This window comes from Roseicella frigidaeris (assembly GCF_003258945.1).
In the GTDB taxonomy this organism is placed as follows: Bacteria; Pseudomonadota; Alphaproteobacteria; order Acetobacterales; family Acetobacteraceae; genus Paracraurococcus; species Paracraurococcus frigidaeris.
In genome coordinates this window covers 23,257-42,525 of the sequence record NZ_QLIX01000032.1, presented here as the reverse complement: position 1 = coordinate 42,525, position 19,269 = coordinate 23,257, and the positions used below count along the sequence as shown (strand labels likewise).

Genomic DNA, 19,269 nt, shown 5'->3' with positions numbered 1-19,269 from the left:
GGTGATCGCCGCCGTCAGCGACGTCTTCCCATGGTCCACGTGACCAATCGTCCCAATGTTGCAGTGCGGCTTCGTCCGCTCAAACTTCGCCTTCGCCATCGTCCGGCTCCGCTACCCCATCTGGCCCATGCGGCCGACCATCGGCGCCAGGGCATCGTCCAGCACAGGCGGGCAGGGCCTCGCGGCGTCCGCCGCGGGGACCTGCCCCAGTCCTTCGGTTCCAGTCCTGCGGTGGCGGAACGGGGCCGCTCCACGGGACCGGTCCAGTCCGGGGCGGTCCGCTCCGGCCCCTCGCCCGTGCGCTGGAGCGGGTGACGGGAATCGAACCCGCACAACCAGCTTGGAAGGCTGGGGCTCTACCATTGAGCTACACCCGCGCCCAACGCATCGCTGCCGTCACCTGAGCCGGAGATATGGAGGGGGTTGGATTCGAACCAACGTAGGCGCTAGCCAACGGATTTACAGTCCGTCCCCTTTAGCCACTCGGGCACCCCTCCACAGGCCGGGTTCGCGGCCGGCGAGTGGGGGGCGCGTACCGGGTCGGCGCGGCGATGTCAATCTGGCGCAGGGGCGGCGAGGCGCCGGAGCGGCCGCCCGCTCGCAAGGTGGGAGCGGCGACCCTCCTGTCTCGGCCCTCCTGCCATGCCTCCGATCCGGGTGCCAGGCCGGGCGCGCCCGTGGGCGACGTCATCGCCTCCGGCGATGCCCGCATGGTCGTCCCGCCCCCCTCCCGCCCCCTGTGATCCTGCCCCCAAGGCCCCTCCCCCTGGCGCGCCGCGCCGCCGGGCGGCAATCTCCGGCCCATGCGTCACACCCCGTCCCGCCGCGCCGCGCGCCCATCCTCCCCGGACCGCGCCGCGCCTGCCGGCGCCGGCCGCCCCCAGCACAGCCCCCATCCCCGGGGCGAGGCGACGAGCAGGGAGGGCGGGGTCTGGCTGCACGGGCTGCATCCCGTCGCGGCGGCCCTCGCCAATCCCGCCCGCCGCCTCCGCCGGCTGCTGCTGACGACGGAGGCGGCGGAGGCGCTGGCCGCCCGCCTGCCGCCTCCCTGGCGCATCGCGCCCGAGCGGGTGGACCGCAGCCGCTTCGCCACCTTCCTGGCCGAGGACGCGGTGCATCAGGGCGCGGCGCTGCTCGCCGAGCCGCTGCCCGCCCTGCCGCTCGACCGGGCGCTGGAGCATGGGCATGGCCCGGTGCTGGTGCTCGACCAGGTGACCGATCCGCGCAATGTCGGCGCCATCCTCCGCTCCGCCGCGGCCTTCGGCGCCGCGGCGCTGGTGCTGCAGGACCGGCACGCGCCGCCCGAGACCGGCGCCCTGGCCCGTGCCGCCTCCGGCGCGCTCGAGCTCGTGCCGGTGGTGCGCGAGGTGAACCTCTCCCGCGCGCTCGACGCCTTGAAGAAGGCCGGGCTCTGGGTGGTCGGCCTCGCCGGCGAGGCGCCGGTGACCCTGGCCCAGGCCGGGCTCGGCGGGCGGCGGGTGGCGCTGGTGCTCGGCGCCGAGGGCGAGGGCATGCGGCGGCTGACGCGCGAGCATTGCGACGAGCTCTGCCGCCTGCCGATCGCGCCGGAGATGGAGAGCCTGAACGTCTCGGCCGCCGCCGCGGTCGCGCTCTACGAGCTCGCCCGCGGCTGAGGGCCGGCCCGCGCGCTTGCCTCCGCCACCCCGCCCGCGCATGAGAGGCTAGAGCCGATTCCATTCGAGTGGACGCACTCGAACGGGTGAAGATGCTCTGAAAACAATGCTCTAGGCATTCAGGAGGAACGACCATGAGCGCAGCCGCAGACGCCATCCTCGCCGCCCGCAAGGCGCGCCGGGTGCTCGCGCCGCTCGGCGCCGCGGCGCCGGCGACGCCCGAGGAGGGCTATGCCGTGCAGCAGGCGGTCGCCGCCGGCCTGGGCGCGGTGCCGCCGGCCGGCTTCAAGATCGGCGCGACGACGCAGCAGATGCAGGCCTATCTCGGCCTCTCCGGCCCCGCCGCCGGCTTCGTCCCGCGCAGCAGCCTCAACCCGGACGGCGCCGAATTCCGCTTCGCCGACTTCCTCAACCCCGGCGTCGAGTGCGAGATCGGGCTGCGGCTCGGCCGCGACCTGCCCTTCGGCCCGACGACGCGGGACCAGGCGGCGGCCGCCGTCGCCGAGGTCTTCCCGGCGATCGAGATCGTCGAGAAGCGCTATGGCGACCTGGCCGCGCTCGGCACGCCGACGCTCATCGCCGACCAGGTCTTCCATGCCTCGGGCGTGCTCGGCCGGCCGGTGGCGGCGTGGCGCGCGCTCGATCTCGGCGCGGCCAAGGGGACCTTCCATGTCGGCGGCAAGGTGGTCGGGTCCGGCCATGGCCGCGACCTGCTCGGGCATCCGCTGGAGGCGCTGGCCTGGCTGGCGGGCTCCGGCGCGGCCCGGGTCTTCGGCGGGCTGAAGGCCGGGCAGGTGGTCTGGCTCGGCTCGGTCACGCCGCCGATCTGGCTGGAGGCTCCTGGCGAGGTGATCGCCGAATTCGACCTCCTGGGCACGGCACGGCTCCGCTTCGTCTGATCGAAGCCGGATGTTAACCCCGGGGCGGGCAGGATGGCCGCGCCGTCCACCGGGGACGGCCGCAGCAGATGTTGCCCGCCAGGATGGCGCGCCGGAATGGAAACCCCATGCCGCACGCCGATTGGATTGCCCTGACCGATGACCAGCAGCTCGCCCTCGCGCGGGAAGCGTTGCGCCGCGCCGCCGAGACGCTGGCCGAGCATGCCGAGATCCTGGCGACGGAGATGGATGGCGGCATGCTCGCCGATCGCGGCGGCCCGGACTCGCTCCGCCTCTTCGCCGCCGTGATCCGCGCCACCAACCGCGACGCCTTCGGCCCGATCGGCCAGGCCTGATGCCGGGTGAGCCAGGCCGGCGCGATGGACCCTGCCGTGGCGTCGGGGTATGAGGCGGGCGGGCCGGGTTAGCACAGCGGTAGTGCAGCGGTTTTGTAAACCGAAGGTCGGGGGTTCGATCCCCTCACCCGGCATGCCGCGTCTCGCCCGGGCAGAAACCTGATCGCCTGCGCCCCGGCCGGCCGCCGACCCCACCGCCGCCGGGCGTGGAGGGCGTGGAGCGCGGCGCTGCTCCTCTCGACATCCGGCTTGGCCGGTGAGCATGGCCGGAGCCGGGCGCTTCGGCCTCGGATCGCCGATCCGACCATGGGATGCGTCGCGGCCCGGGATGCGGATGGTCGCAAGGGCAGATCCACCGCGCAGACGGCCGGCCACGGGCACGCCGGGCCGCCCTCCCCGGATGCGCGCCCCTCAGCCCCGGCCGAAGGGCGCCGGTGCCGTGGGCGCCAGCTCGGCCATCACCTGGCGGAAAGCCTCGCGGTAATCCGTGGCGACGCGGAGATCGACGCCGTCCTCCAGCGCATCGGCCGCAAGCCCCGGCCAGGGCCCGAAATGCCGCCCGAGGCCGAAGCTGCGCCGCCCGCCGCCGCCACCGCCGCCGCCAAAAGCGAAGACCGTGCCCGCCCGGCCGTGATCCGTGCCGCCGCTGCGGTTGGCCCGCAGCCGCCGCCCGAACTCGCTGGTCACCAACACCGTCCAGCGCCGCGGCAGGTCGCGTAGATCGGCATCGAGCGCGGCGAGGCCGCGGCTGAGCAGCCGCACCCGCCCCTCGAAGCGGCCAGCCTGGCCGTCATGCGTATCCCAGCCGCCGAGATCGAGCGCGGCGGCGGCGAGGCCCGGCTGCAGCCGGGCCACCTGGGCAATGGTGGCAAGGCCGCGGCCGAACTCGGCGGCCGGGCCGTAATCCGCGCCATGCGCCGGCAGATAGGGCAGGAGCTGGCCGCCGGGGCCGCGCGGCAGCGCCCGGTCGAGGCTCTGCAGCCGGAGCAGCGCCTCCCGCCCGGCGATGCCCATCGGGCCGGCGGCCCGCGCATGCAGCGCCTCCAGCATCGCCACGCCGAAGGCGCCGCCCGGCAGGTCGAGGCCACGCGCGAGGCTCGGCAGGGCGAGGCCGCGATGCCCGCCGGCCAGCTCCGCGGTCAGCCGCTCCTGCCCCGCCAGCGACGCGACCGGCGCCGGGCCGCTCACCCGCTCCGCCCAGGCCGCCAGCCAGCCGCCGCGGCCGGACGCCTCGCCGGCATGGCCCTGGCCGAGGCCCATCATCGCCTGCGCCTCGAAATGGCTGCGCGTCGGCTGCGGCACGCCGGCCGCCGGCCAGATGGCCATCCGGCCCTGCCGCCAAATCTCGGCCAGCTCCGCGGCCTCGGGATGCAGGCGGAAATCGGTGGCCGGGGAGGCGTCGAGCCGCTGCCCCGCCCGCTCGCCCTCGGCGGCGTTGCGCAGCGTCGGGATGCGCAGCGCGACGAAATCGGCATCGTCGGCGGGCGAGAGGAAATGCAGCCCGTCCATCCCGCCGCGCAGGAAGATGAAGATCAGCAGCGGCACCTCGGCCGCTGCGGCCGGGTCGGCGAAGGCCATGCCGCGCAGCCCGGGCAGGGCGGCGGTGGCGAGCCCCGCGCGGAGCAGGCCGCGACGGCCGAGCAGCAGCGTCATGGCAGGCCCTCCTTCCCCTTGCGGCGGCGGCCGCCGGCCATTGTCCTCACGTCCATTGGAAGGCGGGCGCCGTCAGCACCCAGCCGGCCAGCTCCGCCACCTCGCCCGGGGCGGGACGGGCATTGCGGCCGGAGGCGAGCCAGACCCCGGCCACCGTCTCCGACACCGTCCCGCCGGCCGGGCCGAGGACGCGCTCGGCCAGCTCCGCCGCGACCGCAGCCGCCGGCTGCCCGGCCAGCGCCTGGGCGAGCGGCGCGGTGCCGGCGCCAAGCCCGGTGCGGGCCAGGGCAAGCAGCATGGTCCAGCGGGTCCGGAGCGCCCCGGCGCCGTTATAGTGCATCGCCTCCAGCGGCTGGCCGTCCGGCGCGGGCCAGCCGAAGAGCGGCTGGCCCGCCGCCGCCAGCGGGCCGAGGATGGGCGGCCCGGGCGGCGGCAAGGCATAGGCGCGGGCGGCCGCGGCCACGGCATCGAGCGGGCGGCGCATGCGGCCGAGCGCCGGATCGCCGATCTCGGGCCCGGCGAGGATGGCGCGCACCACCCGGGCGATCTGGTCGGGCGCGGCGGCATGCGCCCGGAAGGCGCCGACGGCCCGCGCCAGGGCCGGCTCCGGCACCCGGCCCTGCGCATCGGTGCCGATCAGCCAGCGCACCAGCTTGGCGCAGACGAAGCGCGCCGTCGCCGGATGCCCGGCCAGCAGGTCGAGCACGGCGCGGCCATGCGCCATCGGGCCGGCGAAGGGGTCGAGCTGCCGGCCGAGGACCTGCTTCTGGTAGGGATCGTGCCAGGCCTCGACGAAGAGGAACTCGCCGGTCTCGGGCAGCCGCCGTCCCGGCCCGAGCCCCTGCCCCGCCGCCACGCTCCAGCCGGTGAAGGCGCGCGCCGCCTCCCAGACATCGGCATCGACATAGCCCACCGGATGCCCCGCGGCGTCGCGCGGCACCTCGCGGTTGCTGCGCGCCGCGCCGAAATAGGCGGGCCGGCCGAGCGTGTGCAGCTCCAGCAATTCGCGGGCGTAGTTCTCGTTCGGCGCCCCGGCGCGCGAGCTCTGGTTGTTGAGGTAGTAGAGCATCGCCGGTGCGGTCGCGACCGCCTCCAGCAGGGCGCGGAAATTGCCGAGCGCCTGGCCGCGGATGCGCCGGTCGTAATCGATGAGCGAGACGTTGACCTGGCCGCCGGCGACGCTGCCGACCGAGAAGTGGTCGTGCCAGAACTCCACCAGCCGCTCGCGCAGCTGCGCCTCCGCCGTCACCTTGCGGACCAGGGTGGCGACCGAGAGCTCCAGGCGGGCGCGATCGACCTCGGGCGGCGGCACCGGCCGCTCCTGCCGCGGCAGGAAGCCGAAGAGCTCCGTCTGGCTCATCGCCAGCCGGGTCAGCGGCCGCTCCTCCTCCACCGCCGGCCAGCGGCCCTCGGAGGCGGCGTAGCGGATCGGCAGGCGGATCGCGGCAAGCTGCGCCGCGACGGCCGGCTCCTCCGGCGGCAGGGCGAGCTGGCGGTCGAGCCAGGCGGCGAGGCCGCCGCGCGCCAGCGCCTGCGCCTCGCCCGGGCGGGCGCCATAGGCAGCGCGGGCCAGGATGCGATGGGCGGCGTCGAGACCAAGGGCCGGTGCGGCCAAGGCAACCTCCTGGCGAAGCCGGTAGCCTCCCGGACGCTAGTCCCCGATCGGCGCGATGGTCGAATGAAGTCGGGTGAAGAAATGTCACATGTCTTAACCGGACTCTCGGCCCGGCTGGCCGGCGCTGCTGGACACAGGCCCTGGGCTGGACTATCCGGCCGGCATGCGCGCCGACGCCGAATCCCTGAATGAGCAGATCACCGCCTCGGTGTCCCTGCTGAGGAGGCATCTTTGACTGGGATGCCGCCCTTCGCCGCCTCGATGAGCTGAACGCCCGGGCCGAGGACCCGAGCCTCTGGAACGACGCCGCCGCGGCGCAGGCGCTGATGCGCGAGCGCGGCCGGATCGCCGATCAGGTGGAGGGCGTGCGCAAGCTGGAACAGGCGGTGCGCGACGCGCTGGAGCTGATCGAGCTGGCCGAGGCGGAGGCCGATAGCGCGACCGCCGATGCCGCCGTCGCCGACCTCGAGGCCCTGGCCGCCGAGGCCAAGCGGCGCGAGATCGAGAGCCTGCTTTCCGGCGAGGCCGATGCCAACGACGCCTATCTGGAAGTGAATGCCGGCGCCGGCGGCACCGAGGCGCAGGACTGGGCCGAGATGCTGCTGCGCATGTACCAGCGCTGGGCCGAGCAGCATGGCTACAAGGTCTCGCTGACCGAGCGGAGCGATGGCGAGGAGGCGGGCGTGAAGTCGGCCACCATGCAGGTGAGCGGGCCGAACGCCTATGGCTGGCTGAAGACCGAGAGCGGCGTGCACCGGCTGGTGCGCATCAGCCCCTTCGGCGGCAACGACAAGCGCCAGACCAGCTTCGCCAGCGTCTATGTCTATCCGGTGGTCGATGACCGGATCGAGATCGAGATCAACCCGGCCGATCTGAGGACCGACACCTTCCGCGCCTCCGGCGCCGGCGGCCAGCATGTGAACAAGACGGAATCCGGCGTCCGCTTCACCCATATCCCGACCGGGATCGTGGTGGCCTCGACCCAGGACCGCAGCCAGCACCGCAACCGCGCCATCGCCATGGAGATGCTGAAGGCGCGGCTCTACGAGCTGGAGCTGTCGAAGCGCGAGGCGGTGGCGGCCGGCGTCGAGGCCGGCAAGACGGATATCGGCTGGGGTCACCAGATCCGGAATTACGTGCTGCAGCCCTACCAGCTGGTGAAGGACCTCCGGACCAACCTGGAGAAGGGCAACCCGGCCGCGGTCCTCGACGGCGACCTGGACGACTTCATGGCGGCGGCCCTGGCCGCCCGCGTCGGCGCCACCCGGTCGGAGGCGAGCGCGAACGCGCGCTGACCGGCAAGCGCCCGCTGGGCGCTGGTTGCCCTGCCGCGGCTTCGCCGCGCCAGGCCGTGATGTCCCTGGGCAGGAGGGGAGTCCGCAGGCCGCCTCAGGGGCTGGGGTGCCGGTCCCCGCCAGTCTGCAGCCGCAGGGTCACGCCCTGGCGGACCGAGGGGTGGCGCAGCGCGATCTCGCCCTGGCGGACCGCCGCCTGCCAGCCACAGCTTCGGGCATGCCGCATCAGGTTGGCCGGCAGGCTGATGACCCCCTCCGGGGCTCGGCGGCTCGAGACCAGGATGCGGTCGGCGGCGAACTCCACACGCCAGCCATCGCGCTGGGCCATGCGGAGAAGCGTGGAGAGGACGGACCAGTCGGTCCTGTCGAAGGCGGGCTGCATACGCTGAGGCTAATGGCCGGCCGGGCCCGGCGTTGCGGGCCCCGCGCAAAAGTGCGGCGGCCGCGCCGCCACCCCGGCCCGCGGAGGTTTTCGATCAACCTTTAGCTTTTAATCCAGGGTGGATTTGCGAGTACGAGGCGCGTCTGGATGCGGGTCCTGTTCGTCCACCAGAATTTCCCGGCCCAGTACCGCCATGTCGCGCCGGCCCTCGCCCGCCGGCCGGGAAGCCAGGTGCTGGCGCTGTCGGAGACGGCCCATGAAACGCTGCCGGGCATCCAGCATGTTCGCTACAAACCCCCGGCGACGGGCAGCGACAGCACCCATCGCTACCTGCGCCGCCTGGAGAACGCCACCTATCGCGGCCAGCAGGTCGCCCGCGCCTGCCTGGCGCTGAAGGAGCACGGCTTCACGCCCGACCTCGTCTGCTGCCATCCCGGCTGGGGCGAGGGGCTGTTCCTGCGCGATGTCTGGGGCGAGGCCCGGATGCTCTTCTACTACGAGTTCTACTACACGTCCGCCGGCGGCGATGTCGGCTTCGACCCGCCGGGCCAGCCGCTGCCAGCCGACGATGCCTGTCGCATCCGGATGCTGAACGCCAACCACCTGCTCTGCCTGCAAGCCTCCGACTGGGGACATACGGCGACGCATTGGCAGGCGAGCCGCTTCCCCGATTGGGCGCGGCAGCGCCTCTCCGTGGTGCATGAGGGGATCGACACCGCGGCCATCCGGCGCCTGCCGGACCCGCGCTTCCGCCTGCCGGACGGCACCGTGCTGCGGCCGGGCGACGAGGTGGTGACCTTCATCGGCCGCGGCCTCGAGCCCTATCGCGGCTTCCCCAGCTTCATGCGGGCGCTGCCGGCGATCCTCGAGCGGCGGCGCGCGGCGCAGGTGGTCGTGGTCGGCGGCGACGAGCCGCATTACGGCAGCCGGCCGCGCGAGGGCGGCACCTGGCGGGAGGTGCTGCTCGCCGAGCTCGGCGACCGGCTCGACCTCTCGCGGGTGCATTTCACCGGCAAGATCCCGCATGCCGAGTTGCAGGCCCTGCTCGGCCTCTCCTCGGCGCATGTCTACCTCACCTATCCCTTCGTGCTCTCCTGGTCGATGCTGGAGGCCATGGCGAACGAGTGCCTGGTCATCGGCTCGGCCACCCCGCCGGTGCAGGAGGTGATCGAGGATGGCCGCAACGGCCTCCTGGTCGATTTCCACGCCCCCGAGCAGCTGGCGGAGACGGTGGTGCGGGCGCTGGCCCGGCCCGAGGCCTATCGCCCGCTGCGGGCCGCGGCACGGCGCAGCATCGTCGAGCGCTACGATCTCCATTCCCGCTGCCTGCCCGATCTGCTTAGGCTGGTCGACACCGTCGCGGCCGGGCGCCGGCCCGCCGCAATTGACGCTCTGGTTGAGTAGGATTCTGGTCGCACAAGGTTATTAGGGAGATCCCCGGGTGCCGCGACCGCGGCGTCGCACGGCCCAAATCTCGCCTGCTTCCGGGCGTTTGAACGGGCAGGCTCAAGACACGAAGGGCGGCTCAGCAGTGATCGTTCCGGTGATCCTTTCGGGTGGTACGGGCACCCGGCTTTGGCCCCTCTCGCGCGAGGGCTACCCGAAGCAATTCTGGCCCCTGGTCTCGGCCCGGACCATGCTGCAGGAGACGGCGTCGCGCGCGGCCGGGCCCGGCTTCGCCCCGCCCATGGTGGTCTGCAACGAGGCCCACCGCTTCCTCGTCGCCGAGCAGCTCCGCGCCGCCGACATCGCCGATGCGCGCATCCTGCTCGAGCCGGCCGGCCGCAACAGCGCCCCGGCGATCGCCGCCGCCGCCCTGCTGCAGGCGGCCGAGGACCCGGAGGCGGTGCTCTGGCTGATGGCGGCCGACGCCGCGATCGCCGACCTGCCGGCGCTGCACGAGGCGCTCGACCGGGCGGTCGAGGCGGCGCGCGCCGGGCTGATCGTCACCTTCGGGATGAAGCCGACGGTGGCCGAGACCGGCTATGGCTATATCGAGGTCGGCCCCGCCCTGACCGGCGTGGCGGGGGTGCATTCCGTCGCCCGCTTCGTCGAGAAGCCGAGCGCGCAGCGGGCCGCGGATTTCCTCGCCGGCCGCCGGCATCTCTGGAACAGCGGCATGTTCGTCGCCACGGCCGCCACCCTGGTCGCCGAGCTGCGGCGGCATGCGCCGGAGGTGATCAGCAGCGTCGAGGCCTCGCTCGCCGCGGCGCAGCGCGACCTCGGCTTCGTCCGCCTCGGCGCCGCGGCCTTCAAGGCGGCGCCGGCCATCTCCATCGACTATGCGGTGATGGAGAAGACCACCCTGGCGGCGGTGGTGCCGGCCGATATCGGCTGGTCCGATCTTGGCTCCTGGGCGGCGATGTGGGACGCCTCGGCCAAGGATGCGGGCGGCAACGTGGCGCAGGGCCCGGTCGAGATGGTCGACAGCGAGGGCTGCTACGTCCGCTCCGAGGGCATCCTCACCGGCATCGTCGGGCTGAAGGACACGGTGGTGGTGACCACCGAGGATGCGGTGCTGGTCATGCCGCGCAGCCGGGCGCAGGACGTGAAGCTGCTGGTCGAGAAGCTGCGCGCCGCCGGCCGCAAGGAGGCGACCGAGCATCGCCGCATCTACCGCCCCTGGGGCCATTACGAGGGGCTGATCCAGGGCGACCGCTTCCAGGTGAAGAAGATCCAGGTCCGCCCGGGCCAGAAGCTCTCCCTGCAGAAGCATTTCCATCGCGCCGAGCACTGGGTGGTGGTGAACGGCACCGCCGTGGTGCAGCGGGATGCGGAATCGCATCTTCTGCGGGAAAACGAGAGCATCTACCTGCCCCTCGGCTGCATCCACCGGCTCGAGAATCCGGGCATGATCCCGCTGACCCTCATCGAGGTGCAGTCCGGCGCCTATCTCGGCGAGGACGACATCGTCCGCATCGAGGACACCTACGGCCGCAGCTGAGAGCTGCGGCAGGCGCTCGGCAGCCATGGCGTCTGCAGCAACTACAGCGCCGGCAGCGTCGAATACACCTGGCGCTGCCTGCAGGAATTCCGTGGCGGCGAGGCCCTCTTCACCCAGCCGGCCATGCCCATCAAATGCGCCGGCGCGCCGCCGAAGATCATGTACCTGGCCGCCGATCGCTGGCGCCGGCAGCGCCTGCCGCGCCCGGCCAGGATCGCCTTCTGCCTGGCGGGCGACGCGCTCTTCGGCGTCCCCTTCTTCCTGCCGCCGCTGCAGCGCGCGGTCGAGGAGTACGGCATCGCGCTGCGCCGCCGGCACGTGCTGAAGGCGGTCCATGGCCCCAGCCGGACGGCCTGCTTCGCCGTGACCGATGCCGGGGGCCGGGTGACGGAGATCGAGCGGCGCTTCGATCTCCTGCACGTCACCCCGCCGCAGAGCGCCCCCGACCTCATCAAGCGGAGCCCGCTGGCGAATGCCGAGGGCTGGGTGGAGGTCGATCCCGTCACGCTCCGGCATGCGCGGCACGCCAATGGCTTCGCGCTCGGCGACGCCGCCGGCACCGGCAATGCCAAGACGGCCGCCGCCGTGCGGCTGCAGGCGCCGGTGGTCGTGCGCAACCTGCTGGCCGCGCTGGACGGCAGGCCGCCCGAGGCCGCCTATGACGGCTACGGCTCCTGCCCGCTCACCACGGCCTATGGCCGGGTGGTGCTCGCCGAGTTCGGCTATGGCGGCCGGGTCATGCCGAGCTTCCCGCTCGACCCCCGCCGGCCCCGCCGCAGCGCCTGGCTGCTCAAGACCCGCTTCCTCCCCTTCCTGTACTGGCGGATGATGCTGCGCGGCAGCGAGCGCGACCTGCCGCACCGCGAGCGGCATGTCGCGGGCCCGCAGGCAGCATGACGGCGCATCCCGGCCTGGGCCGCCCCGAGGTGACGGCCTTCTTCGAGCCGCGCACCGCCAGCCTGCAATACGTCGTCGCCGATCCGGCCAGCCGCGCCTGCGCCGTGATCGACCCGGTCCTCGACTTCGACGAGAAATCCGGCGCCACCGCGACGCGGTCCGCCGATGCGATCCTCGCCTTCCTCGGCGCCCGCGGCCTCACACCCGCCTGGATCCTCGACACCCACCCGCATGCCGACCATTTCTCGGCCGCGGGCTACCTCAAGGACCGGACCGGCGCGCCGACCGCGATCGGCGAGCACATCGCCAAGGTCCAGCGCCTGTGGAAGGACCTCTACAACCTGCCGGACAGCGTCCCGACCGATGGCTCGCAATGGGACCGGCTGCTCGCCGATGGCGAGCGCCTGCGGATCGGCGGGCTGGAGGCGGCGGTGCTGTTCTCGCCCGGCCATACCATGGCCTCGGTCACCTACGTCGTCGGCGACGCCGCCTGCATCCACGATACGCTCTTCATGCCGGATGGCGGCAGCGCCCGGGCCGATTTCCCCGGCGGCGATGCCCGTGCCCTCTGGCACAGCATCCAGCGCATCCTGTCCCTGCCCGATGCGACGCGGCTCTTCACCGGGCACGACTACCAACCGGGCGGCCGTGCCCCGGCCTGGGAGAGCAGCGTCGCGCAGCAGAAGGCGGAGAACGCGCATGTCCGCGGGCAGGACGAGGCGAGCTTCGTCAGCCTCCGCACGGCGCGGGACCGGACCCTGCCGATGCCGAAGCTGATCCTGCCCGCCTTGCAGGTGAACATCGCCGGCGGCCGGCTGCCGGAGCCGGAGGCCAACGGCCGCCGTTACCTGAGGATTCCGCTCGACGCCCTCGGCGACGTCGCCTGGGAATGATCGCCAGGCCGCCACGCCCGCTGCCGGAGCAGGCGTAGAGACCACCCCGCTTACAACTAAAACGCGAAGTTTACCTGGACATCTAACGCCGGCTTCATTAGCTTCACCCCGTGTTCCGGACTGCGAGGCGAGCCTTGTCGGGCATGATGGTGAGGCGCTGCCTGGGACGCAGAATGGCGTTGCTCGGCCTGTTCGCCCTCCTGCTCGGCTGGCTCGGCTGGCTCGCCATCGCCGAGACGCCCGCCGCGCCGCGCCTCACCGGCACCATCAAGCCCTACGACCCGCTGCCCTGACCGGCGCGCTGCCCTCCCGTCCGGCCATCGCCGTCCGAGAGGGGCCGCGTCAGTACAGCCCGCCGAGATTCTGCTCGGTGCCGCGCGCCGAGCCCGCGGCGGTCTCGCCGCCCACCGGCCGGGCGCTGTTCTCGGTGCCCGGGCGGAAGGCCTCGAGGATCGTCGCGTTGCCGTCCTGCATGCGCACGAGGGCCACGCCCGGCGGCGCCCGGAAGGGCACCGGCGGGCTGTTGCCCAGCGCCGCCTGCAGCACGTCGTGGAAGACCGGGGCCGCGTTGGTCCCGCCGGTCTCGTCCTTGCCGAGGCTGCGCGGGTCGTCGAAGCCGAGCCAGACGGCGATGACGATGTCCGGCGTGTAGCCGACGAACCAGTTGTCCACGTAGTCGTTCGTCGTGCCGGTCTTGCCGGCGATCGGCCGGTCCAGCCCCTTCCCCGCCGCCTGGCCGGTGCCGCGCTGGACCACGCCGGTCAGGATGTTGGTCATCTGGTAGACGGCGATCGGATCGGCGATCTGCGGCCGCGCATCGACCAGCTCCGGCGGCTCCTCGCCCGGCCGCGGCGCGTCGCAGCCCTCGCAGGCGCGCGCGTCGCTACGCCAGATCACCTTGCCGCGGCGGTCCTGCACGCTGTCGACGAAGGTCGGCGTCACCTTGCGCCCGCCGCTGGCGAAGCCGGCATAGCCCGCCGCCATGCGCAGCACCGTGGTCTCGCCCGAGCCGAGCGACATCGCCAGGTAGCGCGGCATGTTGTCGATGACGCCGAAGCGGGCGGCGGTCTCCGAGACCTTGGCCATGCCCACCTCCTGCGCCACCCGGATGGTGACGAGGTTCAGCGACTTCTGCAGCGCCGTGCGGATGCTGACATAGCCGTTGAAGCTGCCCTCCGTGTAGTTGGAGGGGCGCCAGACCCCCTGCGGCGTCATCACCTCGATCGGGCCGTCGAGGAAGCGCTGGGTCGGCGGCACCCCGGCCTCCAGCGCCGGCAGGTAGACGAAGGGCTTGAAGGAGGAGCCGGGCTGGCGCTGCGCCTGGGTGGCGCGGTTGAACTGGCTCTTGTCGAAGGACCAGCCGCCGGCCATGGCCAGCACGCGGCCGGTCTGCGGGTCGAGCGCGACGATCGCCCCCTCGATCTGCGGCACCTGGCGCAGGGCCAGCCGGTCCGCCCGCCCGCCGGCGCCGCCGGTGACCTCGACCGGCACCACATCGCCCGGGCTCAGCACCTCCTGCATGCGCGAGGGCCGCGGCCCGAACCGCCCCTCGCCGAGCGCCTTGCGGGCCCAGCCGAGGCCGTCGAAGGGCAGCAGGCCGGTGCGCGGCTGCGCCGGGCCGCGCGGATCGGGCCGCTCCACCCAGCCGAGCTTCGCCTCGCCCGGCCGCACCTCGAGCACCACCGCGAGCTTCCACTCCGGCAGCAGCCCGCCCGGGCGCTGCACCGCCTCGAGCTGCGGCATCCAGTCGGCGCTGCCGGCCGAGATGCGGGTGATGGCGCCGCGCCAGCCGCCGCGCCGGCGGTCATAGGCGACGAGGCCGTTGCGCAGCACCTGCTCCGTCGCCTGCTGCAGCGCCGGCTCGATGCTGGTGCGGACCACGAGGCCGCCCATGGTGGTCTGCTCCGGCCCGAAGCGGTTCAGCAGCTCGCGCCGCACCTCCTCGGTGAAGTACTGCCCGACCGGCAGCGTCTCCGGCCGGCGCAGCAGCCGCGGCACGATCGGCTCCCGCTTCGCCGTCGCCGCCTGCTCGGCGGTGATGGCGCCGTCCTCGGCCATGCGGTCGAGCACCCAGTCGCGCCGCGCCCGCGCCGCCTCGGGGTAGCGCACCGGGTTGTAGTTGTTCGGCGCCTTCGGCAGGGCGCCGAGGAAGGCGATCTCGCCGATCGTCAGCTCGTCGAGGCCCTTGTTGAAATAGGCCTGCGACGCGGCGGCGACGCCGAAGGCCTGGTAGCCGAGGAAGATCTCGTTCAGGTAGAGCTCGAGGATCCGCTCCTTCGGCAGCGTCTCCTCGATGCGGATGGCCAGGATGGCCTCGCGCGCCTTGCGCAGCAGGGTGCGGTCGTTGCCGACCAGCATGTTCTTCGCCACCTGCTGGGTGATGGTCGAGGCGCCGCCCATGCGCCGGCCGGTGCCGTACTGCTCGAGATTGGTGATGACGGCCCGCATGATGCCGCGCGGGTCGATGCCGTGATGCTCCCAGAAGCGCTGGTCCTCGGCGCTGACGAAGGCGGCCTGGACCAGCTTCGGGATCGCCTCGATCGGCATGAAGATCCGCCGCTCGGCCGCCAGCTCGGCCATCAGCCGGCTGTCGGCGGCGTAGATCCGCGACATCTGCGGCGGCTGGTAGTCGGCCAGCCAGCGGTAGTCCGGCAGGTCGGCGGCGATGTGGCGATAGACGCCGAAGGCCGCCACGCCGCCGGCGAGCAGGGCGACCGCCGTCAGCGTGACGAGGAAGCGGAGGATGCCGCCGAACAGGCTCGGCCGCCGCCGGCGGCGCCGTTCCGGCTTCGGCTTGGGCTGGCGCGGCGGCGGGGCCTCGCTGCCGGGGCCCGGCGGATCGAAGCCGGGCTCCAGGCGGGTGTCAGGGGGAGACATGGCGGCACCTCTTACACTGCCGCCGGAGCAGCGGCGACCACACGCCGGTGAGGCCGGCCCCGAGTTTCGCGAGGAGCCGCCGGGCGGCGGCCTCGCGCGGAGGTCTTAAGCCCGGCTTCACCTCCGGCAGGCCAGCATGCGGCACGGGCACCCGCCCGAAGTTGGAGAGCCGATCCGCATGGGCAAGATGCTCGTGACCGGCGCCGCCGGATTTGTCGGCCGGCACCTCACCCGCGCGCTGCTGGAGGCGGGGCACGAGGTGCATGCGGTGGACAGCCTCCGCCCCCTGACCGGGGCGATCGACCCGGACCGCGGCTGGCCGCTCTTCGAGCCGCGCGACTGGCATGGCTTCACCTTTCACCGCATGGACTGCCGGGACTGGTTCGCCACCGCGCCGGAGGCCGGCTTCGATGCCGCCTTCCACCTCGCCGCCCTGGTCGGCGGCCGGCTGATGATCGAGCGGAACCCGCTGGCGGTGGCCGAGGATCTCGGCATCGACGCCGCCTTCTTCCAATGGGCGGCCCGGGCCCGGCCGGGGCGCTGCGCCGTCTTCTCCTCCTCCGCCGCCTATCCGGTGGCGCTGCAGGGACCGGCGGGGCATGTGCTGCTGGCCGAGGACATGATCCGCTTCGACGGCGCCATCGGCATGCCCGACATGTCCTATGGCTGGGCCAAGCTCACCGCCGAATACCTGGCCCGGCTGGCGCATCAGCGGCACGGGCTGCGCTGCATCTGCTTCCGCCCCTTCTCCGGCTATGGCGAGGACCAGGACGCGGCCTATCCCTTCCCCGCCATCTGCCGCCGGGTGCTGGCGGAGCGCGGCGCGCCGGAGCTCGCCGTCTGGGGCAGCGGCCGGCAGATGCGCGACTTCATCCATGTCGACGACTGCATCCGCGGCGTGCTGACCATGCTGGAGCGGATCGAGGACGGCAGCGCGGTCAACCTCTCGACCGGCACCCTCACCAGCTTCATCGCCCTCGCCGGCCTGGCGGCCGAGCTGGCCGGCTGGCGGCCGGCGATCCGTGGCCTGTCCGACCAGCCGGAGGGGGTCTTCGCCCGCGGCGGCGACACCCGGCGGCAGGCGGCGCTCGGCTTCCGCGCCGCCATCCCGCTGCAGGAGGGGATCGCCCGGGCGCTGGCGCATCTCGGGCGCCAGGAGGGGGCGCAGGCGGGACCATGAGCATCCGCAAGGTCGCGGTCTTCCACTGCACCGCCCGGGTCGGCTCGGCCTGGTGCTGCGCCGAGGGGCTCTCCGTCACCCTCGCCGCCATGGGCTACCAGGTGATGGATTGCGGGCATCCCGGCGCCGGCGGGCCGCCGATCGAGGCGCTGCGCGGGGCCGATCTCATCCTGCTCGGCGCCGTCGAATGGTATGGCGAGCTGCTGGAGCGGCGCTATGGCGCCGACTGGGCGGCGCTGCCCATGCCGAAGCTCGCCTGGTACGCCGAATCGGCGCATCGCGACGACCGCGACTTTCCCTTCGCCCGCTACCGCGCCCTGGCCGACCGGCACTATTTCCCGGCGGCGCAGGATGCCGAGGAATTCGGCGGAACCTGGCTGCCCTTCGGCGCCGATGCGGTGCTCTTCGCGCCGCGCCCGGTGCCGAAGCGGCATGACGCCGCCTTCCTCGGTTCGCTCTACCCGAAGCGGCAGGAGTTCCTGCGGCGCCTCGGCCTCCCGCTCACCCCGATGGCGCCGGTCGCCGACCCGGACCCGATCCGCAGCTTCGCCCGCCTGGCCGAGGCCTATTGCAGCACCCGGATCTTCGTGAACCTGCCGGCCCTCTCGCGGCTGCTGGTGACCAAGGTGACGGAGGTGATGGCCTGCGGCACGCTGCTGCTGACGCCGGCCATGGACCATCCCTCGGGCCTCGCCAACATGGCGCAGTTCGAGGATGGCCGGCACCTGGTCTACTACCCGCCGGACCGGCCGGAGCGCCTGCGGGCGCTGATCGCGCACTTCCTCGCCCGGCCGGAGGAGGCCGGGGCGATTGCCGCGGCGGGCCGCGCCGAGATCCTCCGCGCCCACAGCCTGGAGGCGCGGCTGCGGCGCCTGATCGCGGAGGCCGAGGCGCTGCGGCGCTGAATTGCCGGCAGGCCGCTCCGCGGCTGGAGCGACCGACGGGCCACTCCGCGGCTGAAGAGATTGCTGGGCCGCTCCGCGGCCGGAGGGCTGGTATGCCGCTGCGCGGCTGGCGGGCGGCCATGCCGCTCCGCGGCGGGGAGACAGCCGGCGCGGGCCGCGGGGAGAGGCGCTGCCCCTCCCCGCGCCGCCGCATCAGGTGCCGAGGTGAAGACCGCCCTTCTGCTCGTCGAACCCCTCGCGGCGAGCCTCGTGGTCGACCACGAGATTGACCCCGACGAGGAAGGCGGTACCGATGAGGAACGCGACCATGGGTGACAACTCCGTGTTGCCGTTCCTCCCATCGCTCCCCGCCATGTTGCACCGCAGCATTGCGGAACGCAAGGGGAATCAGCCGAGCATCGCCAGGGTCGTGCGGCGGGTGGCGAGATAGGCGGTCACGGTCTCCGCCAGCGCCGTGGCGAGCTTGCGGCGGTGCTCCGGCCGGTTCAGCGCCGCCTCGTCGCCCGGGTGGGAGAGGAAGCCCATCTCGACCAGCGCCGAGGGCACGTCCGGCGCCTTCAGCACCACGAAGCCGGCGCGGCGGTGGGTGTGGGGCAGCAGCGGCACCTCGCCGCCGAGCGCCGCCACCGCCAGCCGCGCCAGCTGCTCCGAGCCCGAGCGCGTCTCCTGCCGCATGAGGCTGAGCAGGATGCGCTGCACCTCGGGCGGCACCGAGGGCAGGCGCAGCCCGCCGCGCTGGTCGGCCGCGTTCTCCCGCCGCGCCAGCGCCGCCGAGAAGCGGTCGGTCGCCGTCTCGGACAGGGTGTAGACGCTCGCCCCGCGCGCCCCGGGGGCGCTGTCGGCATGCAGCGAGAGGAACAGCGCCGCCTCCCGCTGCCGCGCCAGCTCGATCCGCTGGCCGAGCGGGATGAAGACGTCGCGCGAGCGGGTGAGCAGCACGCGGCACCCTCCCCTGGCCTCGAGCTGGCGCTTCAGCTCCAGCGCCGCCGCCAGGGTGATGCGCTTCTCCTGCGTGCCGCGCACGCCGATCGCGCCGGGGTCCTTGCCGCCATGGCCGGGGTCGAGCACCACCAGGGGCAGGGTGCGGCGCGGCTGGGCCGCCGCCGCGGCCAGGCTGCGGCCATCGGCGATAGGGGCGAAGCCGGAGGCCGGGCCGGGTGCCAGCTCGATGGTCAGGCCGTGCCGGGAAACCCGGGTCACCGGCAGCGCGACCGGCCGCGCCAGCAGGATCGCCAGCCGGTGCCCCCCGTCGTGGCGCCGCTGCTCCAGCCGCGCCACCAGCCCCCGGCCGGGCTGCCGCGCCGGCCAGCCCTTCGGCGCCTCCGGCAGGTCGAGCAGCAGGCGCGGCGGATCGAGCGCGGCCGAGAGCCGCCACGGCGCCCGGTGCGCCAGCGGCAGCACCAGCCGGGTGCGGCCGCGCGCCACGCTCAGCACCGGCCCGGCCCCCGCCGCGCCGGCCAGCAGGGCGGCCATGGCCGCGAGCAGCCCGCGCCGTCCCATGCAGGGCGCCTCGCCGGAGCCTGGCTCCGGCGGCCCGGACCCGTCCCCCGGTCCGGTTGAATCCTGTCCCATCGCTGCATCATCCCCCGAAGATGCAGGGCGCGGTCTACCATTCCGGGGCGGGGCAATGCCACGCCTGGCCGCGGCGGCCCGCCCGGCGGGAGGCCTGCCGGGGCCCGCAAGCGGCTTCGCTTGCCAGCAGCCTTGTGAAACAGGCGTCCCCTCGCCTATGGTGATTCGCCCCGGCGGCGCCCGCTGCC

At 73.7% G+C, this 19,269-nt stretch carries 16 protein-coding genes and 3 tRNA genes; 11 read left to right on the top strand and 8 right to left on the bottom strand.

Translation table 11 applies throughout. The features are described from left to right. The 3 genes from DOO78_RS24125 to DOO78_RS24115 all read right to left on the bottom strand — a co-directional run. Positions 1-99: GTP-binding protein (locus tag DOO78_RS24125; protein WP_133258032.1), on the bottom strand; the 99-nt coding region annotated here is incomplete at its 3' end. Positions 100-303: 204 nt separating this feature from the next. After that, positions 304-377, bottom strand: a tRNA-Gly gene (locus tag DOO78_RS24120). 37 nt (positions 378-414) lie between these two features. Then, a tRNA-Tyr gene (locus tag DOO78_RS24115) sits at positions 415-497 on the bottom strand. A gap of 306 nt (positions 498-803) precedes the next feature. Between DOO78_RS24115 and DOO78_RS24110 the strand changes: the two genes are divergently transcribed. From DOO78_RS24110 to DOO78_RS24095, 4 genes are all read left to right on the top strand, one after another. Continuing rightward, a complete protein-coding gene (locus tag DOO78_RS24110; RefSeq protein WP_111472446.1) occupies positions 804-1,634 on the top strand; it encodes a TrmH family RNA methyltransferase in 831 nt (276 codons plus the stop codon). Positions 1,635-1,768: 134 nt separating this feature from the next. Beyond that, positions 1,769-2,533 carry a 2-keto-4-pentenoate hydratase gene (locus DOO78_RS24105; RefSeq protein WP_111472445.1) on the top strand — a complete coding sequence of 255 codons (765 nt, stop codon included), beginning with the start codon at positions 1,769-1,771 and terminating at the stop codon, positions 2,531-2,533. Positions 2,534-2,640: 107 nt separating this feature from the next. Then, entirely contained in the window at positions 2,641-2,868 is a 228-nt protein-coding gene (locus tag DOO78_RS24100; protein ID WP_111472444.1) for a hypothetical protein, read from the top strand. Between the two features lie 62 nt (positions 2,869-2,930). Next, positions 2,931-3,002: transfer RNA gene (locus tag DOO78_RS24095), tRNA-Thr, on the top strand. Between the two features lie 277 nt (positions 3,003-3,279). Here the strand turns inward: DOO78_RS24095 and DOO78_RS24090 are convergent. Next, the gene (locus DOO78_RS24090; protein ID WP_111472443.1) at positions 3,280-4,521 is read right to left on the bottom strand and encodes a DUF1501 domain-containing protein; all 1,242 of its coding nucleotides are present in this window, start codon (positions 4,519-4,521) and stop codon (positions 3,280-3,282) included. Positions 4,522-4,567: 46 nt separating this feature from the next. Then, a complete protein-coding gene (locus DOO78_RS24085; RefSeq protein ID WP_111472442.1) occupies positions 4,568-6,136 on the bottom strand; it encodes a DUF1800 domain-containing protein in 1,569 nt (522 codons plus the stop codon). A gap of 163 nt (positions 6,137-6,299) precedes the next feature. On the opposite strand from DOO78_RS24085, the gene prfB reads away from it, so the two are divergent. Beyond that, positions 6,300-7,431, top strand: a protein-coding gene (prfB, locus tag DOO78_RS24080) for a peptide chain release factor 2 (protein WP_111472441.1) whose coding sequence is annotated in 2 segments (ribosomal slippage) — positions 6,300-6,368 and positions 6,370-7,431 — 1,131 coding nt in all. Because the reading frame shifts where the segments join, the coding sequence is not laid out codon by codon here. Positions 7,432-7,525: 94 nt separating this feature from the next. Here prfB and DOO78_RS24075 read toward each other — a convergent pair. Beyond that, positions 7,526-7,813: a hypothetical protein gene (locus DOO78_RS24075; RefSeq protein WP_111472440.1), complete on the bottom strand. Its 288-nt coding sequence runs from the start codon at positions 7,811-7,813 to the stop codon at positions 7,526-7,528. Positions 7,814-7,960: 147 nt separating this feature from the next. On the opposite strand from DOO78_RS24075, the gene DOO78_RS24070 reads away from it, so the two are divergent. The 4 genes from DOO78_RS24070 (at position 7,961) to DOO78_RS24055 (ending at position 12,547) form a co-directional block, all read left to right on the top strand. After that, positions 7,961-9,217 carry a glycosyltransferase family 4 protein gene (locus tag DOO78_RS24070; RefSeq protein ID WP_111472439.1) on the top strand — a complete coding sequence of 419 codons (1,257 nt, stop codon included), beginning with the start codon at positions 7,961-7,963 and terminating at the stop codon, positions 9,215-9,217. 127 nt (positions 9,218-9,344) lie between these two features. Beyond that, a complete protein-coding gene (locus DOO78_RS24065; protein ID WP_243634770.1) occupies positions 9,345-10,757 on the top strand; it encodes a mannose-1-phosphate guanylyltransferase/mannose-6-phosphate isomerase in 1,413 nt (470 codons plus the stop codon). 123 nt (positions 10,758-10,880) lie between these two features. Beyond that, on the top strand, positions 10,881-11,654 hold the full coding sequence (locus DOO78_RS24060; RefSeq protein WP_128080144.1) for an NAD(P)/FAD-dependent oxidoreductase: 774 nt from the start codon (positions 10,881-10,883) through the stop codon (positions 11,652-11,654). After that, positions 11,651-12,547: an MBL fold metallo-hydrolase gene (locus DOO78_RS24055; RefSeq protein ID WP_111472437.1), complete on the top strand. Its 897-nt coding sequence runs from the start codon at positions 11,651-11,653 to the stop codon at positions 12,545-12,547. Before DOO78_RS24060 ends, DOO78_RS24055 begins: the two co-directional genes overlap by 4 nt. A gap of 342 nt (positions 12,548-12,889) precedes the next feature. On the opposite strand, the gene DOO78_RS24050 is transcribed toward DOO78_RS24055, so the two are convergent. Next, positions 12,890-15,424, bottom strand: coding sequence for a penicillin-binding protein 1A (locus DOO78_RS24050; RefSeq protein ID WP_111472436.1), 2,535 nt, complete (start codon positions 15,422-15,424; stop codon positions 12,890-12,892). Positions 15,425-15,602: 178 nt separating this feature from the next. On the opposite strand from DOO78_RS24050, the gene DOO78_RS24045 reads away from it, so the two are divergent. Beyond that, positions 15,603-16,604 (top strand): NAD-dependent epimerase/dehydratase family protein, encoded by a 1,002-nt coding sequence (locus DOO78_RS24045; RefSeq protein ID WP_111472435.1) that lies wholly within the window; start codon positions 15,603-15,605, stop codon positions 16,602-16,604. After that, positions 16,601-17,509, top strand: a complete 909-nt coding sequence (locus DOO78_RS24040; RefSeq protein WP_111472434.1) for a glycosyltransferase — start codon at positions 16,601-16,603, stop codon at positions 17,507-17,509. The genes DOO78_RS24045 and DOO78_RS24040 overlap by 4 nt, the downstream gene beginning before the upstream one ends. 387 nt (positions 17,510-17,896) lie before the next feature. Here the strand turns inward: DOO78_RS24040 and DOO78_RS24035 are convergent, their stop codons facing one another. Then, complete coding sequence (locus DOO78_RS24035; RefSeq protein WP_111472433.1) at positions 17,897-19,009, bottom strand: N-acetylmuramoyl-L-alanine amidase family protein; 1,113 nt, start codon at positions 19,007-19,009, stop codon at positions 17,897-17,899. Positions 19,010-19,269: the final 260 nt, after the last annotated feature.

Coding starts and splice junctions, on each gene's coding strand:
- DOO78_RS24035 (WP_111472433.1), bottom strand. CDS start 19,009: ATGGGACGGCGCGGGCTGCTCGCGGCCATGGCCGCCCTGCTGGCCGGC.
- DOO78_RS24060 (WP_128080144.1), top strand. CDS start 10,881: ATGCCCATCAAATGCGCCGGCGCGCCGCCGAAGATCATGTACCTGGCC.
- DOO78_RS24070 (WP_111472439.1), top strand. CDS start 7,961: ATGCGGGTCCTGTTCGTCCACCAGAATTTCCCGGCCCAGTACCGCCAT.
- DOO78_RS24100 (WP_111472444.1), top strand. CDS start 2,641: ATGCCGCACGCCGATTGGATTGCCCTGACCGATGACCAGCAGCTCGCC.
- DOO78_RS24090 (WP_111472443.1), bottom strand. CDS start 4,521: ATGACGCTGCTGCTCGGCCGTCGCGGCCTGCTCCGCGCGGGGCTCGCC.
- DOO78_RS24055 (WP_111472437.1), top strand. CDS start 11,651: ATGACGGCGCATCCCGGCCTGGGCCGCCCCGAGGTGACGGCCTTCTTC.
- DOO78_RS24110 (WP_111472446.1), top strand. CDS start 804: ATGCGTCACACCCCGTCCCGCCGCGCCGCGCGCCCATCCTCCCCGGAC.
- DOO78_RS24045 (WP_111472435.1), top strand. CDS start 15,603: ATGGGCAAGATGCTCGTGACCGGCGCCGCCGGATTTGTCGGCCGGCAC.
- DOO78_RS24050 (WP_111472436.1), bottom strand. CDS start 15,424: ATGTCTCCCCCTGACACCCGCCTGGAGCCCGGCTTCGATCCGCCGGGC.
- DOO78_RS24040 (WP_111472434.1), top strand. CDS start 16,601: ATGAGCATCCGCAAGGTCGCGGTCTTCCACTGCACCGCCCGGGTCGGC.
- DOO78_RS24075 (WP_111472440.1), bottom strand. CDS start 7,813: ATGCAGCCCGCCTTCGACAGGACCGACTGGTCCGTCCTCTCCACGCTT.
- DOO78_RS24105 (WP_111472445.1), top strand. CDS start 1,769: ATGAGCGCAGCCGCAGACGCCATCCTCGCCGCCCGCAAGGCGCGCCGG.